9 protein-coding genes are annotated in these 16,995 nt (G+C 37.9%); all 9 read left to right on the forward strand.

Features of this window, described 5'->3' with window-relative positions; all coding sequences use genetic code 11:
* Positions 1–27: 27 nt before the first annotated feature.
* Positions 28–1,632: a RagB/SusD family nutrient uptake outer membrane protein gene (locus tag G466_RS0113900; protein WP_051315673.1), complete on the forward strand. Its 1,605-nt coding sequence runs from the start codon at positions 28–30 to the stop codon at positions 1,630–1,632.
* A gap of 318 nt (positions 1,633–1,950) precedes the next feature.
* Positions 1,951–4,374 (forward strand): DUF5703 domain-containing protein, encoded by a 2,424-nt coding sequence (locus tag G466_RS22100; protein ID WP_051315674.1) that lies wholly within the window; start codon positions 1,951–1,953, stop codon positions 4,372–4,374.
* A 25-nt stretch (positions 4,375–4,399) separates the two neighbouring features.
* The gene (locus G466_RS22105) at positions 4,400–6,943 is read left to right on the forward strand and encodes a GH116 family glycosyl-hydrolase (RefSeq protein ID WP_051315675.1); all 2,544 of its coding nucleotides are present in this window, start codon (positions 4,400–4,402) and stop codon (positions 6,941–6,943) included.
* Positions 6,944–7,012: 69 nt separating this feature from the next.
* The gene (locus tag G466_RS0113920; RefSeq protein ID WP_026814219.1) at positions 7,013–9,841 is read left to right on the forward strand and encodes a glycoside hydrolase family 2 protein; all 2,829 of its coding nucleotides are present in this window, start codon (positions 7,013–7,015) and stop codon (positions 9,839–9,841) included.
* A 41-nt stretch (positions 9,842–9,882) separates the two neighbouring features.
* Positions 9,883–11,007 (forward strand): glycoside hydrolase family 88/105 protein, encoded by a 1,125-nt coding sequence (locus G466_RS0113925; protein WP_026814220.1) that lies wholly within the window; start codon positions 9,883–9,885, stop codon positions 11,005–11,007.
* Between the two features lie 193 nt (positions 11,008–11,200).
* Positions 11,201–13,345, forward strand: a complete 2,145-nt coding sequence (locus tag G466_RS0113935) for an alginate lyase family protein (protein WP_026814221.1) — start codon at positions 11,201–11,203, stop codon at positions 13,343–13,345.
* Between the two features lie 5 nt (positions 13,346–13,350).
* On the forward strand, positions 13,351–14,883 hold the full coding sequence (locus G466_RS0113940; RefSeq protein ID WP_084418849.1) for an arylsulfatase: 1,533 nt from the start codon (positions 13,351–13,353) through the stop codon (positions 14,881–14,883).
* Between the two features lie 28 nt (positions 14,884–14,911).
* Complete coding sequence (locus tag G466_RS0113945; protein ID WP_026814223.1) at positions 14,912–15,274, forward strand: TonB-dependent receptor plug domain-containing protein; 363 nt, start codon at positions 14,912–14,914, stop codon at positions 15,272–15,274.
* 61 nt (positions 15,275–15,335) lie between these two features.
* Complete coding sequence (locus tag G466_RS22110) at positions 15,336–16,976, forward strand: hypothetical protein (protein ID WP_051315677.1); 1,641 nt, start codon at positions 15,336–15,338, stop codon at positions 16,974–16,976.
* The last annotated feature ends 19 nt before the right edge of the window (positions 16,977–16,995 follow it).

The following is a 16,995-nucleotide window of genomic DNA, read 5'->3' on the forward strand; positions in this document are numbered from 1 at the left end:
ACTATAAAACATTAAAAATTTTAAAACATGAAAATATTACAAAACATTTCACTTAGAGTGATTTTTACGGTGATGCTAATTGGCGCTTTTTCGTCATGTAGTGAAGATGAATTAAATGAACTTCCAAAGGATTCTCTCGCGGTTGAAAATCTATATGTAAGTACTGATGGTTTTTTGGCGGCACTTAATGACATGTACCATGTTATTAGGAGGGAATATAATTTTTATTATTCTGCTCAACTACAGGGAACTGATTTAGGATGGTCAAACTTCCCAGAACCAAGGTCACAGAAATTTTTAGATTATGGAGATAATTTAAATGCAGAAGACGAATTCTCACTAGAATATTATCGTAGATCTTATGGCGCAATTGCACAACTTAATCTAATAATTCAAGAAGCAGAGAAAGAAGATATAGAATGGGATTCTCCAGAAGATAAAGTAAAAGTTATAGCAGAAGCACGTTTTTTTAGAGCATATCATCATAATAAGATGTCAAGCTTATATGGGGATGCAATTATTGTAGAGGAGTATTATACGGTTCCTAAATTTGATTTTGTTAGATCACCAAAGAAACAAGTGTTACAAAGTGTTAAAGAAGATTTAATTTTCGCATCTGCCAATTTACCATGTGATGTGGCCTCATTGCCCTCTGGGAGATTAAGTTGTTGGGCTGCTAAACATTTACTTTCAGAAGTGTATATAGGTCTTGGAGAGTATGACTTGGCTGCGACCACTGCTAATGATATTATTAACAATAGTCCGCACAAATTAATGAAAACACGTTTCGGCCCAGAGGTCGATAACCCGAAAGGGGATGTTTTTCGCGATCTTTTCAGAGAAGGTAACATTGATTATAATGATGGAAACCTAGAAACGATTTGGGTTATGGAGCAACAATATCAAGAACCTGGTGGGACTGGGGGTATGTGGGCTAGAAGACAGATACAAGCTTTTTCATCTAATTTTCTTGGTATTACCGTAGCGGATTCAACTGGTGGTCGTGGTGTAGGTCGTATAACGCCCACTCAGGCTTTTCTTGATTTGTATGAACCCAACGATATAAGAGGTCAGGAGAGTAATTTTAAAAGAACGTGGTATTATAACGATATTGATAATCTGCCTCCGGGGGTTAATTATGGGGATAAAGTAGTTTATGACGAAACTGATCCTTGGTTAAAAAATACCGTTTTTTATCCTTCGTGCACTAAATGGGATTTTGGTGTAATTGGTAGAGGTGGATCTTGGACTCATATAGATGCGGATAAGGATTTTCCCAAATACAGGTTGTCAGAAACCTATCTTTTGTTGGCTGAAGCTCAACATCTAGCGGGTAATAATGAAGAGGCGAAAAATGCATTAAATGAAGTTCGATTAAGAGCTGGTGCCTCCGCTATTACCGCTGGAGATGTGGATATGGACTTTATTTTGGATGAGCGGGCTAGGGAACTTTATGCTGAAGAAGATCGAAGATTGACTTTATATAGAACAGGAATGTTTGTTGACAGGGTAAAAGCCATGAACCCTCAGGCAGCACCTGGTGTTTCGGAAAAACATGCATTATTTCCAATTCCACAAATTGTAATCGATACGAATGTGGATGCTGAAATTGCACAAAATCCTGGATACTGATAATACTATTTTTCAAGCCAAAAATTGTTAGGTGAGTAAGTTAGTTGGTTGAAAAACATACCCTGTAGTTTTGCAGGGTGTGTTTTAATTACATATGCCTTAGCATATTCGAAAATATTCCAGATCAGGTTAAGAATCATAGTCACAATTGGATGCCCTTGCATAGTACCTAGCAGGTAGACCAGCCAAGTAGGTTATATAGAATAACCAAAACCCATTATTTTGATTTATCGCGCATAAAAATATTTTAAAAAAATAGTTTTTGTAGACACATCATATTTGTAATGCCAATGGGCATTTAACATAAATATTTATAGTATGAAAAAAAACAAAAGCCTGTTAATTGGCTTTATAATTAGCTTGTACGGGGCTATTTTTAATATACAATCACAATCATTAGTTGATTCCTTTCCCGAAATGTACAATGTAGCTTGGGACTCGCAAAGTAAAGATGCCTCAGGATCTATGCCTATTGGAGGTGGTGATACCGGTTGTAACGTTTGGGTAGAGGACAATGAGTTGTTGATATACTTACAGCGAAGTGGAATCCACGACGAATTCAACGGTTTTCCAAAATTAGGTCGGGTACGTTTTTGGACTTCACCAAATATATTTGATGGGTCAACTTCCTTTAAGCAAGAGCTAAGGTTGCAAGATGGTAGCATAGAAATTACTGCTGAACATGCCGTGCACGGGGATATTAAAATCAAAGTATGGGTAGAAGTACATCGTCCTGTGGTGCATGTTGAAACAATCTCGGGTAAGGAACTAACTTATTATACACAGTATGAATCTTGGCGTACTGAGCCTCGTGCCTTAGATCCTAAAAGTGTATTGGGTGAACGTTGGGGTTGGTGGGATGTTGAAGGTTGGCGTCACGAGGCCATACTTGAACCAGACCAATTTAAACAGGAAGATAACGGAATGGCTTTTTACCATATTAATCCAGATGAAAAGTTGACAAGTAAGATGGCCTATGAAAATATGGGACTTGGGGATTATTACGGGCAATACCTAGATCCAATTAAAGACTTAGTCTGGGGCGGATGGATTAGCGGTAAAGATTGGGTTTTTAATGGACTACATGAGGGGAAATACAGATCAACCAAATATAGTGGATGGCGTTATAAAACAAAAAATGCCGCCAAAACCAATGAAGTAGCAATAGTATTGCATACAAGCTATTCTGATACTGCTGACAATTGGTTGAAGGAATTAGATGAGAAACGCGAGTTAGCTAAAACAGGAATAAAACAGGCCTGGAAGAAAAATCAGAAATGGTGGGCAGAATTTTGGGGTAGATCTCATTTGGTGATCAAATCAGACGATGAAAATAAGAAAGATGCAGCTTGGGAGGTTGGAAGAAACTATAACCTTTTCCGGTTTATGACGGCTTGCAATGCCTATGGTGAAAATCCGACGATGTTTAATGGAGGGTTGTTTACTTTTGACCCGGAACTAGTTAAGGGTCAATATTATGCGTATCACCCTGATTGGAGACGCTGGGGTGGAGGAAACTATACACTGCAGAATCAGCGATGGATTTATTGGCCTATGCTGAAATGGGGGGATACTGAACATATGAAAAATCAGTTCAACCATTTCAAACGTGTTCTTGATGTAGCAAAATTGCGTGTTCGTCATTTTTACGGACATGAAGGAGCTCTCTACCCAGAATCTTCTACGATTTATGGCTTACCTTTTCCACTGGCGTACGGGTTCGATTCCAGTTATATTCCAAAGAGACAACGTGAAAAATGGATGGATCCGGGAGCTTCAAGAAGTGCATCCATAAAGAACCACCATACCGGTATTCTCGAACTTTCGTATATGGTTTTGGAATATCATAGGTACACTGGTGAGAATATTACAGAATGGTTGCCCATTGTAAAAGCAGCTCTTGATTTTTATGACCAACATTACCAAATGCATGCGCGGGTCAATATTGATCAACCGTACGACATAAATGGAAAACTCATTTTATTCCCGACCAGTGTTTGTGAACAACATTTTTATGCTACCAACGGTGTCCCAGATGTTTCAGGTTTGCAAGCTATAGTGAATAGCGCTTTGAATCTTCCGGAAGAATGGTTGAATACCTATTTTGAAGGTAAGGAGGAATTGATAAGACTTAGCAAGACCATTCCTGATATTCATTTAGATGAAATAAATGGAGATATAGTGATTCCCCCGGCTAAAAGTGTGGCTTATGCAGATATTCATCTGAACAACGAAATTTACCTTAATTACCCCATGTTTCCATTCAATCAGATCAAGTTAGGTGACAAGGAAATGGACTACGTCCACAATACCTACAAACACTCCGCTGTTTGGCAACCCGTTGAATCTTGGGAGGCTCATGTGAGCTGGACTAATGCCAATGTAGCGTTTGCCCGTATGGGGATGGTCGAAAAAGCGGAAGAATTTGCATATAAAAAATTGGGAAATGGAGATTACCGTTTCCCGGCATTTTGGGGACCCGGATACGACTGGGCGCCAGACCATAATTGGGGCGGTACAGGTGTTGTGGGATTACAGGAAATGTTGATGCAAACTACAGACGATAAAATTGTCCTATTACCTACATGGCCTAAAAATTGGAATGCAAATTTTAAACTACAAGCCCCAATGAATACTGTAGTTGAGGGTAAAGTTGAAAATGGAAAATTAACTGATTTGAAAGTCACTCCCGAATCGAGAAGGAAGGATGTGATTTTTTGGAACGAACAACTAAACAAATAAGCAAAACATAAAAAACAAACCTATAATGAAAAACATGAAAATAGTATTGGGAATGGCTTTTCTAGCGGTGTCTTGTCAAGTATGGGCCCAAAATGTTGAGTGGCCCATTTTAAAACATTATGATAAAGACCATGTAGATAATATTTCGCTGCCGATTGGAGGTATAGGAACAGGGACAATTTCTCTTGGCGGTATTGGGGATTTAAGGGATTGGAACATCATGAACAAACCCTCGAACGGTAGTGCCGTTACATCTTCAACAAATACATCGCCGTTTTTTGCCATATATACCAAACCTGAAGGCGGTGAGGCAATGACCAAGGCGTTGATGGGACCAGTAGCTTTATACAAATACGGGAATCATGCTGATGGCCGGGTAGAAAACAATCATGGACTTCCACGTTTTACGGAAGCAACATTTGATGCGGCTTATCCTTTTGGTCAAGTAAATCTTTCGGACTCCAATATGCCGGTAGATGTTAGGATAAAGGCGTTCAATCCCTTTATACCAGCGAATTTGGATGATAGTGGAATTCCCGTATTTATTCTTAGATACGAAGTGAAAAACAAGTCAGATAAAAATATAGAGGTGTCGGTAGCGGGTTCTATTCTCAATGTAATCGATCACGACGGTGCGGCCGAAAATCGCAACCAATATAAAGATCAAAATGGATTAAAAGGGATTTTTATGTACAACACCAAAAAAAATTCGGAAAAGCGAACTTGGGGCACCATGGCACTCGCAACACTAGAGAATGAAAATATTTCCTACCAAACATCGCTAAGCGTACCGAAAGCGCCGAGAGATATGCATCATTTTTGGGAAGATTTTAGCAAAGACGGTATTTTAAGCGAAAAAGAATTTGAAATGGGAGATGTTCGAAGAGGCTCATTGGCCGTTAAAAAAGTAATTGCGCCGGGAGAGACCAAAGAGTTTCAATTCTATATTACTTGGCATTTCCCTAACCGTAAAGCATGGGATTCCGATGAAACGGTAGGAAATTATTATACCACTCAATACCAAGATGCTTGGGACGTATTAACACAAACACACCCTAATGTTCCAGAACTGGAAAAGAAAACAGTTGATTTTGTAAGTACATTTTTAGATACCGATGGTCCCGAAGCTATAAAAGAAGCTGCACTTTTTAATATGAGCACACTTCGAACAGAAACTTGTTTTAGAACGGCAGATGGGATGTTCTATGGATGGGAAGGAATTAATGATGATAGTGGTAGTGGTTGGGGATCTTGTAATCACGTTTGGAACTATGAACAAACCACACCTTTTATTTTTGGGGAATTGGCAAAGTTACAGCGTAGGCTGGAGTTAGATCATGCCACGGACGATGACGGAATTATGAGTTTTAGGATTGAACTACCAATAGAAAAAGCAGATAGTTATAAAAAGGCTGCTGCGGATGGGCAGATGGGCGCTATTATGAAAATGTACCGTGAATGGCAGCTTTCTGGCGACGAAGAATTATTAAAGGAACTTTGGCCAAAAGTGAAAAAAGCGTTGGAGTTTAGTTGGGTAGAAGGAGGCTGGGATGCCGATAAGGATGGTGTCATGGAAGGGGTGCTACATTATACCTTGGATGTAGAAAATTATGGTCCTAATCCACAGGTGCAGCTGTGGTACCTTGGTGCCCTAAAAGCAACAGCGAAAATGGCCCGTCACCTTGGAGAAAAAGACTTTGCAAAAACTTGCGAAAAGCTCTATGGAACAGGAAGCAAATGGACCGATGAAAATCTATTTAATGGCGAATATTATGTGCATAAAATTCGCCCATGGGAGAGTAAGGCACCTATTTCCCCTGTATATTTAGTAGGTGCCGGAGCGAAGGATCCCAAGAATCCAGATTATCAGATTGGCAACGGCTGTCTGGTAGACCAATTAGTCGGTCAGTATATGGCTAGCATTTGTGATTTGGGCTATTTGGTAAAAGAGGAAAATATAAAAACAACGTTGCAAAGTATCATGAAATACAACTATAAGGGATCTTTGGAGGCTCATTTCAACAACAACCGCACCTACGCTTTAGGGAGTGAGGCAGGACTGATTATGGCAAGCTTTCCCAATGGAAGGTCTGAATCCTCCTTAGGCCTTCCTGTTGGGGAGCTTATGACAGGTTTTGAATATACGGCTGCGAATGGAATGTTGTTTGAGGGTATGGAAAAAGAAGGGCTTAAGGTCATTCAGGATATTAGGAACCGATATGATGGGTTAAAACGAAATCCTTTTGGAGAAATAGAATTTGGCAGACACTATGCTAGAGCAATGACGGCATATGGTGCCGTATTGGCAATGACTGGATTCCACTATTCAGGTATAGAAAAAGCTATGAAATTTAAGGCATTGGATGGTACCTATTTTTGGGCCAATGGTACCACTTATGGAACTGTAGAACAAAAACGGAGTGGTAACGATATTATGGTAACCATCAGAGTAGTAGGTGAAAATCCTTTGGAGTTAAAAACATTTGAATTGGATGAATTTGGAAAATATTCAATTAGAAAAGCAAAACAGATCTCTGATAAACTAGAATTTACTATAGCAAAAAATTAGGACAACAGATAGTTAAGAGCAAAAAGACGACTTTTTTGATAATCATTTTCCAAAATGAAGCTTTTATTTATGAATACAAGACAAGATATAAAATGTTGGGGTGTACTAATGGTACTTGTACTAGTTGGGGCATTTCCGAATTTATTTTCGCAAAATACAGAAAGAGTTTATTTGTCCGGTACAGATGCATCGAATACAGTTTCTTGGGATTTTTATTGTACTGAAGGTAGGAACAGCGGTAGGTGGACAAAAATAGATGTTCCGTCTAATTGGGAAATGCAAGGTTTTGGAAATTATAATTACGGGCATGATTGGAAAGATAAAAACCGAAAGCTGGGGAAGGAACATGGCCTGTACAAACATACATTTGAGGTATCGGATTCTTGGAAAGGAAAAGTAGTGAACATTGTCTTTGATGGTTCCATGACAGATACCAAGTTAAAAATCAATGGAAAACAAGTGGGGCAAATGCACCAGGGAGGATTTTATCGGTTTAAATATGATATTTCGGAATATCTAAATTACGGAAAAGAAAATATCATGGAGGTTGATGTTGCCAAACATTCTTCCAATGAATCGGTCAACCAAGCTGAACGGCAAGCAGATTACTGGATCTTTGGAGGCATTTTTCGTCCTGTATTTCTTGAAATATTGCCCAAGACCCACTTCGTTCGTACTGCGATCAATGCAAAGGCCGATGGCTCCTTTAGTGCGTTAGTTGAAGTGAACAGTCGAAAGCAGGGCTATGTTGTTGAGGTGGAATTGTTTGATTTAGGGAATAAAAAGGTTGGTAAAACAATAACGGCAAGCTTGAAAAAAGATGTGGAAACATCCATTTCTGGAAAGTTTGAAAACATACAGGCATGGAATCCGGAGTACCCCACGCTTTACGACATGCGTATTTCCTTGAAAAAAGATGATAAAATATTCCATGCGGTAACTCGGAGAATAGGATTTAGAACGGTAGAATTGCGCAAACACGACGGGTTGTACGTAAACGATAAAAAAGTTGTGTTAAAAGGGGTGAACAGGCATTCATTTTGGCCAGAAACAGGAAGAAGTCTCAGTGAAGAAAATCATTTAACAGACATACGCCTTATAAAAGAGATGAACATGAATGCGGTGCGTATGTCGCATTATATTCCTGATGAACGTTTTCTGGAGCTGTGCGACTCACTAGGTCTTTTTGTGCTTGATGAACTTACTGGGTGGCAAGCTAGCTACGACAGTATAATAGGTCCTAAACTGATTAAGGAAGCTGTACTTAAAGATGAGAACCATCCCTCGGTTATTATGTGGGGACATGGCAATGAGGGAGGTTGGAATTTGGCGAATGAAAAATGGTTCCATTTTTATGATATCCAAAAACGTCCCATAGTTTATCCCGGGATATCAAAAAATGGAATAAATGCAAGGCACTACCCTAGTTATGATTATGTGACCAATCAATTTATTTCAGGTAATGACGTTTTTATGCCTACTGAATTGTTACATGGTCTTTATGATGGGGGTCTTGGAGCCGGGCTGGAAGATTATTGGAATGCTTTCGAGTCTTCTCCTTTAAACGCTGGTGGCTTCTTATGGACATTGGTAGATGAAGCCGTTTTGCGCTCGGACAAAAGAGAAACCGTATTTGATACCGATGGCAACCATGGTGCCGATGGTATTTTGGGACCGCATAGGGAAAGAGAAGGGAGTTTCTATACCATCAAAAAAATATGGTCACCGGTACAGGTTAAACCAATAACCATTAATGATAACTGGGATAGAAAGCTCATTTTGGAAAATAAGTACCTATTTACCAACCTCAATACATGTTCTTTTAATTGGAAAGCGGTAAAGAATAAAATGAATACTGTTCATGAGGAAATTGTGGCATCTGGCTCTTTAATTGGCCCCGATGCCAGTCCAGGAACAAGTGCTGAAATTGAGATACCGGATAAGACAGCACTTCAAAAGGCCGATTTCCTTGTATTTGAGGCGATTGATAGGTCGGGGAACACAATTTGTAACTGGAGCTGGCCAGTAAAACAGCCTCAACAAGTAGCGAAGGAAAAATTTAAAAAAACATGGGAAACAAATAATATCGGTGTAATTGAGGGGGAGAATCTGATAATAGCTTCGGTAAAGGATATAAAAATTTCATTTAATAGAATAGATGGTACTATTCAAAAAGTAGACACCGGAAAGGGGGAAATTTCACTTTCAGGTGGACCTGTTCCAGTGGGGGTGAATTCAGATGTAAAATCCAGTAAATGGCATTTAGATGCGCAAGGCAACTTTTTGTTTCATGTTTCCTATTCGGCCTATCCTGGCTATATAATCTGGAAGTTATATAGGAATGGCCTTCTGGCTTTAGAAGTTGGACCAATAACCCAAGAATTAAGAAATACTGATTTCGTGGGGATTTCTTTTAAATATCCTGAAAGTAAATGTCTGTCCGTGAAATGGATGGGTCAAGGCCCGTATAGGGTATGGAAAAACCGTACGGATGTCAGTAGCTTCGGGGTTTGGGAAAAAAAGTATAACAACACCATTACCGGGGAGAGTTTTGAAAAGCTGATATATCCTGAATTTAAAGGGTATCATGCAAATTTGTATTGGATGACCCTAGAAACAACTGAGGTGCCATTTACCATTATTTCAGAAACTCCAAACCTATTTTTTCAATTATTTAAACCCGAAAAAAATCAATTTAATACAGGAGGGATACAACCGCCCTTTCCGGAAGGGGATATTTCCTTTCTGTATGATATTCCGGCCATTGGAACCAAATTCAAAGAAGCATCCTTACTAGGTCCAAAAAGCAAGAAAAGGACCTTTTTTCAACGTTCTTTCGAAGAAGAGCATAGTGAACCCATTAAACTTTGGTTTGATTTTGGAAATATTACTAATTAAATAGTAGGAAGATGCATTATAAATATTAAAGATCTATGACAATGAAAAAAATAATAACAGGTCTGTGTATGATCATTTTAGCTGGTTCGGTTTATTCACAAAAGATGACTTCTAATTTATTTAATGAAGGGCAAATTAAAAAACGTATGAAAAAAGCTGCCTATTGGCAGTTAGATCATCCGCAATTTGAGACCAGAGCTACAGATTGGACCAATGGGGCCTTCTATTCTGGATTGTTTGCTGCCTACCAAACAACCAAGTCCACAAGGATATACAAAGCACTATACAAAATGGGCGAGACCAATGATTGGCAAATGGGACCTTCGTTACATCACGCGGATGATCATGCCGTTCCTCAGACCTATATCGATATGTATCGTTTAACGGGTGAAGAAAAAATGATTCAGCCCTATACTAAATCCGTAGAGAAATTCATGTCTACTCATTATTCAGAAACAGAGGGCCTAGGGAAAATAATCGATAGATCCAATGGCGCAATCATGTTTTGGTGCGATGCTTTATTTATGCTGCCTCCAGCTTTGGTAAAGTTAGGAGTAACACTCAAGGATGATAAATATTTAGCCCTAAATGATCACCTCTTTAAACAGACTTATGACCTATTGTATAACAAAGAGGAACATCTTTATGCCCGTGATATTGGTTATTTATGGGACTATCCTGGAGTTAACCCTAAAAAAGAGGTCAACGGGAAAAAGATTTTCTGGGGTCGAGGAAATGGTTGGGTAATAGGAGGGCTTGCTAAAATTTTAACTGAACTTCCCAAGGACTATAATAACCGGGATTTTTATGTTCAAAATTTCAAGGAAATGGCTAAAAAGGTAAAAGAATTACAACAACCTGATGGCCTATGGCGTGCTAGTTTACTCGATCCCGATTCGTATCCTGGCGGGGAGGCAAGCGGGTCTGGTTTCTACTGTTATGCTCTAGCTTGGGGTATTAATAATGGTATTTTAGATAGAACTGAATACTTGTCAACTGTACAAAAGGCTTGGGTAGGTTTATGTGAATTACAGCACAAAAATGGAATGGTGGGTTGGGTGCAACCCATTGGACAAGACCCTAAAAAAAACTTTTCAGCCGACAGTTTTAGAAACTATGGTACTGGTGCTTTTTTATTGGCGGGCAGTGAAGTGATAAAATTGTGATTGGTGATTTAGATTTATGTTATGTATCATTTTATGTGACAACCAATCATGTTATATAAATAAAAAATCACAAAAATTTTATGTAAACCATAATTATGAAAAGATTTTTGATACAAGAGCAAATGACTAATGAGATATTTCTAAATACAAATGACATGTTCTTCAATAGTGAATTTAAAAAGCTTAAAGACAAATGAGAATATTAGTAATTATTTTCTTAGCAGCGCTGTGTTATGCGCCTAATGGTTTTGCACAGGTGAGAACCATCTTTGAAAAACTCGATTTGGACAAACCGGAATTACACGATGTTAAATTTTTACTGATAGAAAATGAACTCGCGTTGGCGGAGAAAGCGCTTCTTAAAGCATATAGGGTCAAGGAGAATACCTATATACGTTCCAAAAAGGGAGGCATTGCATATATCAAAAAATCTTTTCCGGGAGATAGCCAATCAACAATAGAGGCAGCTGATCGGGTCTGCAATAAGAATTTTCTTTTTCAATATGAATGGGATATGGAGAAAACAATAGTTCCGTATCAGTTTACAAATGAAATAAATTGGCAGTTGAATCCTTTTGGAGACAAAGAATGGACGTGGATGCTAAACCGTCATCGTTATTGGACAGATCTTGGTAAAGCCTATTTATTAACGGACAATGAAAAATATGTTAAGGCTTTTGTGAACCAAGCGGTACATTGGATTGATAATAATCCCTTAAATGATGAAACGAAGTTAACCTCATGGAGAAGCTTGGAGGTTGGATTTCGTATGGAAAATTGGATCAAGACCTTTGAGTCAATGAAGTACTCTAAGCATATTACACCCAAATTCTTAGTTAAATTTTTAAATAGTTTGGTAGAACAGGCAGAATATTTAAACTCTTTTACTTACGATAGTTGTAAAAGTAACTGGGGTGTTATTATAAATGCTGGATTATTTAATGCAGCTTCTTTTTTATCCGAATTTAAATCTAGGGAAATATGGATAAATAATGCGGTGAATGCGCTAAGTATATGTAGTCAAGATCAAATTCTTGAAGATGGTACACAAATAGAACAATCTACTATGTACCACAATGAAGTTATGCGCATTTATTTGAATGTAATTATGCTGTCCGATCGATTAGGGGTTGAACTTCCGGAAACTATAACTAATAAAATATACGATATGGCATTTGCCAATATTGAATGGCAGAAACCAAATTACAACCAACCGCTATTGGGGGATAGTGATGATAACGATATTAGGGGATTACTTACTATGGCTAGTTTATTATACAAAAACCCACTATTGAAGTCTAGGGCATTTAATAGTCTCGATTTTGAAAACTATTTTTTATTTGGCAGGCAGCAGGATAGTCTTTACCAATCCCTAAAAGTGGAAATACCAAGTTTTTTATCCGCATTTCAAAAAAGTGCCGGCGACCTGTATTCTAGAACATCCTGGGATGAAGATGCCTTTTATAGTGCACTGCACTTACGAAGGCTTGGGACCAATCACTCGCACGATAATTTATTGCATTTTTCATTGTTTGCTCATGGTAGGGATTATTTAGTGGATACCGGACGCTATACCTATGTTGATAATGAATGGAGAGAGTATTTTAAAAGTAATATGGCTCACAACACTTTGGGAGTTGATAACCTGACCAATAGTATTTATAATCATTCTTGGAATAACACTTTTGAAGCTACATCCGAAGGAGTTTTAGCCTTAATTGAAGATGATTTTGATTATGCAGAAGCTACTAACAAAGCATACATGCGCCTTAATGATCCGGTACTTTTAAAACGAAGAATGCTTTACTTAAAACCGGATGTTTGGTTGCTAGTTGATAGCTATGATGCCGATGATGAACACAATTACACACAGTATTTTAATTTTTCGAATCAAAAGGTTGAAATTGAAAATGGGGGTTTAATAACGACCTACAATAAAGATAATTTGCGTATTCAGCCTATAAATGAGGTAACAATTAAATTGGAAGACGCCTGGTGGTCACCACATTACAATTTTAAAGAGGAAACAACTAGAGCAATACTTTCGAGACAAACAAAAGGGTTCAATTCCTTTTTAACCTTGTTGTATTTTCCGGAAAATCAAAATGTGTCATATGAGAAACTACCAATTTATAATCTAAAAGATAGACCTGTTCCTAATAATTTGGCCGAAGCCGTTAAACTCACGATTTCAGAAAAAGAATACATATTAATAATAAAGCACGATTATCAAAAGAATGTCAATACTCAATTGGTAGTAGATGGCCTGGTTGTGTCGGATGAGGTGGTTTTAATAGATAAAAGTCGAGGAGATAGCAACATAATTATCATTAAATAAAATCTATGAAACGTATAAACTACAAAACTATGACTTTATTGATTAGTATGGCGACTTTATCTAATTCATGTGAAACAACAACAGATATAGTGCAAAAGCCGAATATTATATTTATTCTTTCCGACGATTTATCATATGGCGACTTGAGCATAAATGGGCAAAAGGAATTTACTACTCCTAATATAGACAAATTGGCGTCAGGAGGCATTCAGTTCACTAACGCTTATGCAGGAGCAAGCGAATGTGCTCCCTCTAGGGCGTCTTTGTTGACAGGAAGTCATATGGGGCATAGTAGAATTAGAAGTAACAGGTCTATTAGAGGGCAAGATTATTTGAAAGACGAAGATTTTACCGTTGCAGAATTATTGAAAAAGGCAGGATATACAACTTGTTTTACAGGGAAATGGGGCGTTGGGCTTCCAGGAACAGAAGGGGTTCCATACCTACAAGGTTTTGACCATTCGTATGGCTTTTACGACCAGAGAAGGGCTACCGGATTTTATCCTAATTTTTTAATGGAAAATGAGAAAAAAGTAGTTTTTCCGGAGAACTTTGGATTTAAAGGCAAGCATACCTATGATGGGAATGGGAAGTTGATACTCGATGGAGTTGAAAATCCTGACAAAGTCATTAATTCCCAAGATTACCTCCATGAAAAGGCAATACAATTCATTAAAAACAATAAGAAAACTCCTTTTTTTCTTTATTACGCTACACAATTACCTCATGGACCGGTTATAACACCTGATATTGGAAAATTTAAGGATAAACCTTGGGAACAGAAACATAAGGAATGGGCCGGTATGGTAGATCATCTTGATAGGCATGTGGGGGAAATTATCAAAACCCTTGAAGACTTGGGAGAAGCAGAAAATACTATAATTTTCTTTGCAGGTGATAATGGATATTCACAGTGGGGATACTTTAATAGAAACCCTTGGGAAGACGACCCAATTTTCAAAAATAAAGGACCTTGGCCTAATGGGAAATTTATTATAAAGGATGGGGGTATGAGAATCCCTTATTTTGTTTATTGGCCAGGAAAAATCCAATCCGCAATTTCGAATCACGTTACTGCTTTATATGACTTTCTGGCTACTGCTGGCCAATTAGCTGGTATAGAGGAATATGAATCAGATGGCATAAGCCTAGTTCCAACCTTAATGGGCAATCCCGAAAAACAATTAGTGCACGATTACCTGTACTGGGAAAACGGTTCATTTGGTACAAGCGAACAAATATATTGGAATTCCCACAGGCAATCTTTAAGGGTGGGTGACTATTTTATATTCAGGGAGCACCCTGAAGCACTCATAGAGGTCTATGATTTGACAAAGGATTTACAATGTGAGAATAATTTAGCCGGTGAAGTAGACGATGTGGTTCAACAAGCCAAAGAATATATGGAGGAAGCCCATACGGATAGTGAATGGTATGTAAACCCAGGAGAGAGTGAAAAAGAAATCCATGTAAAAAGGGCAGAAGCCGAACGGGAAGGTACGTTGCAGGAATCAATATGGCCAAATGCAAATTATTAGAGTAAAAACAAATTAAAAAATATTGATTGTGAAAAAAATAAATATAAAAATCTTACTTCTTTCATTTTTGTTCACTATACCCATACACTTGGTGTATAGTCAAACAAATCAGAAAGAAAAAACACATAAAGGAGACCTCATTGATACCAAAGGCCTTCCAGTAACTGACGGGGCGAAAAGAAATGGGAAAAGTATCATTATTACCAGAGGAACTCAAACCATGAGCGCCAGTGAAGAACCTTTATTTATTGTAGATGGATTCGAAACGCAGAGTATTGCTCACATCTTACCTCAGGAGGTCAATTCAATTGCAATCAAAAGGGGAACGGACACTACAGAATATGGAATAAAAGGAGCGAACGTAGTAATTCTTATCACCCTTAAAAAATAACTTGTAATTAATATTATTTACTAAACAGAAATTTACAAAAATCATAAACTATAAAATTGAGATGAAACATTTTTGCTATTTAACAGTATTGATATTGATTTGGTTACAATGGGGTTGTAAACAAGAACAATTCAAACCGGAAGATTTTTCACATGCCATTGAAAATGGTGAAAAAGCCAACGAAGGTTACCGAAGAAGTTTAAACCTAACTAAAGCTTGGTTAGAGCATGTAGATCCGGAAAGTGGTTTAATACCTACCACCTTAGTGGACGGAAGAAAAGATTTTTGGGAAGTTGAGAATTCCGCAGCTGATAATTACCCGTTTATGGTGTTAGCTGCATATTTGCTGGATGACAGTTTATATCAAGGTGAAATGCTAGATATTCTACATAAAGAGAAGGAGTTGACTTCTAGAGTTCGGACTTTACCCGATACCTATCAATTTTCAACCAAAAAGTTTAAGCGTGAAGAACCTGATATGAACTGGATTCTTTTTGGATCTGCCGAGTATATTAAAGATGGATTGTTGCCTTTGTTGGAATTTATTGGAGATTCTCCCTGGAATAGTCGTATGATGGAGATGTTGAATGATCTTCCATATGTTTATAATGTTTTAAAGGAAATAGAATTAGACGATAAACAAGGTGGACAAGGACATTACCTAGCAGCATCGGAGGAAGTAAATGGCGAAATGTTACAAATTCTTTCTAGGGTGTATTGGATGACAGGAGATAAGAAGTATCTCGATTGGGCGGTTAAAATAGCAGATTATTACCTAGGAGGAGAACATGATTTAACTCAATCGGAGTATTTAAGACTGAGAGACCATGGTTGCGAAGTAATTGGTGGGTTGAGCGAACTATACGTAACACTTAACTATGTTAATCCAGAACTCAAAAAAAAATACCAGAATAATCTTCATAAACTCTTGGACAGGGTCTTAGAAGTGGGGCGGAACGAAGATGGTATGTTTTTCAATGCCATCAATGCAAAAACAGGTGTGGTTAAAGACAGTATGATAGTAGATAATTGGGGATACCTTTTAAATGCCCACTATTCTGTTTATTTAATCGATGGGAAAGAAGAATACCGTAATGCCTACTTCGAAGCTATTAAGCATCTAAACTCCAAATACCGAAATTTTAAATGGGAAGGTACAAGTGTTGATGGTTATGCAGATGCAATAGAAAGTGCCATTAACCTATACAACAGGGAACCTGATGCATCATTGAAAGAATGGATGGATAGCGAGATTAAGGTAATGTGGGACATGCAAAAGAATAACGGTATAGTTAGTGGCGTCTACCCAGATGGGAATTTTACCCGGACCAGTATCATGTATAGCTTGTGGAAAACAAAAGGTATACATTGTAGCCCTTGGAGAGAAGACCTGAAGTTTGGTGCTGAAGTAAATGGAGAAGATCTTATGATAGCCATAAAAGCAGATCGACCATGGAAAGGCAAATTGACTTTTGACCGCCAAAGACATAAGGAAATACTGCATTTGCCCATAGACTACCCGCGTATCAATCAATTCCCTGAATGGTTTATAGCTGATCGGGAGAAAAAGTATGTGTTGGTTTCTTCTAATCAAAATTTAAATGGACAATACTCCGGTGATGAGTTAATCGAAGGAATCACCATTAATTTGGAAGATGACAGGCCCGTGTTTATCAAAATAAGATTGGATTCAGAGAATTAATTCAAGGTTAATTGATTTT

This window comes from Arenibacter certesii DSM 19833, assembly GCF_000429545.1.
GTDB classification, from domain to species: domain Bacteria; phylum Bacteroidota; class Bacteroidia; order Flavobacteriales; family Flavobacteriaceae; genus Arenibacter; species Arenibacter certesii.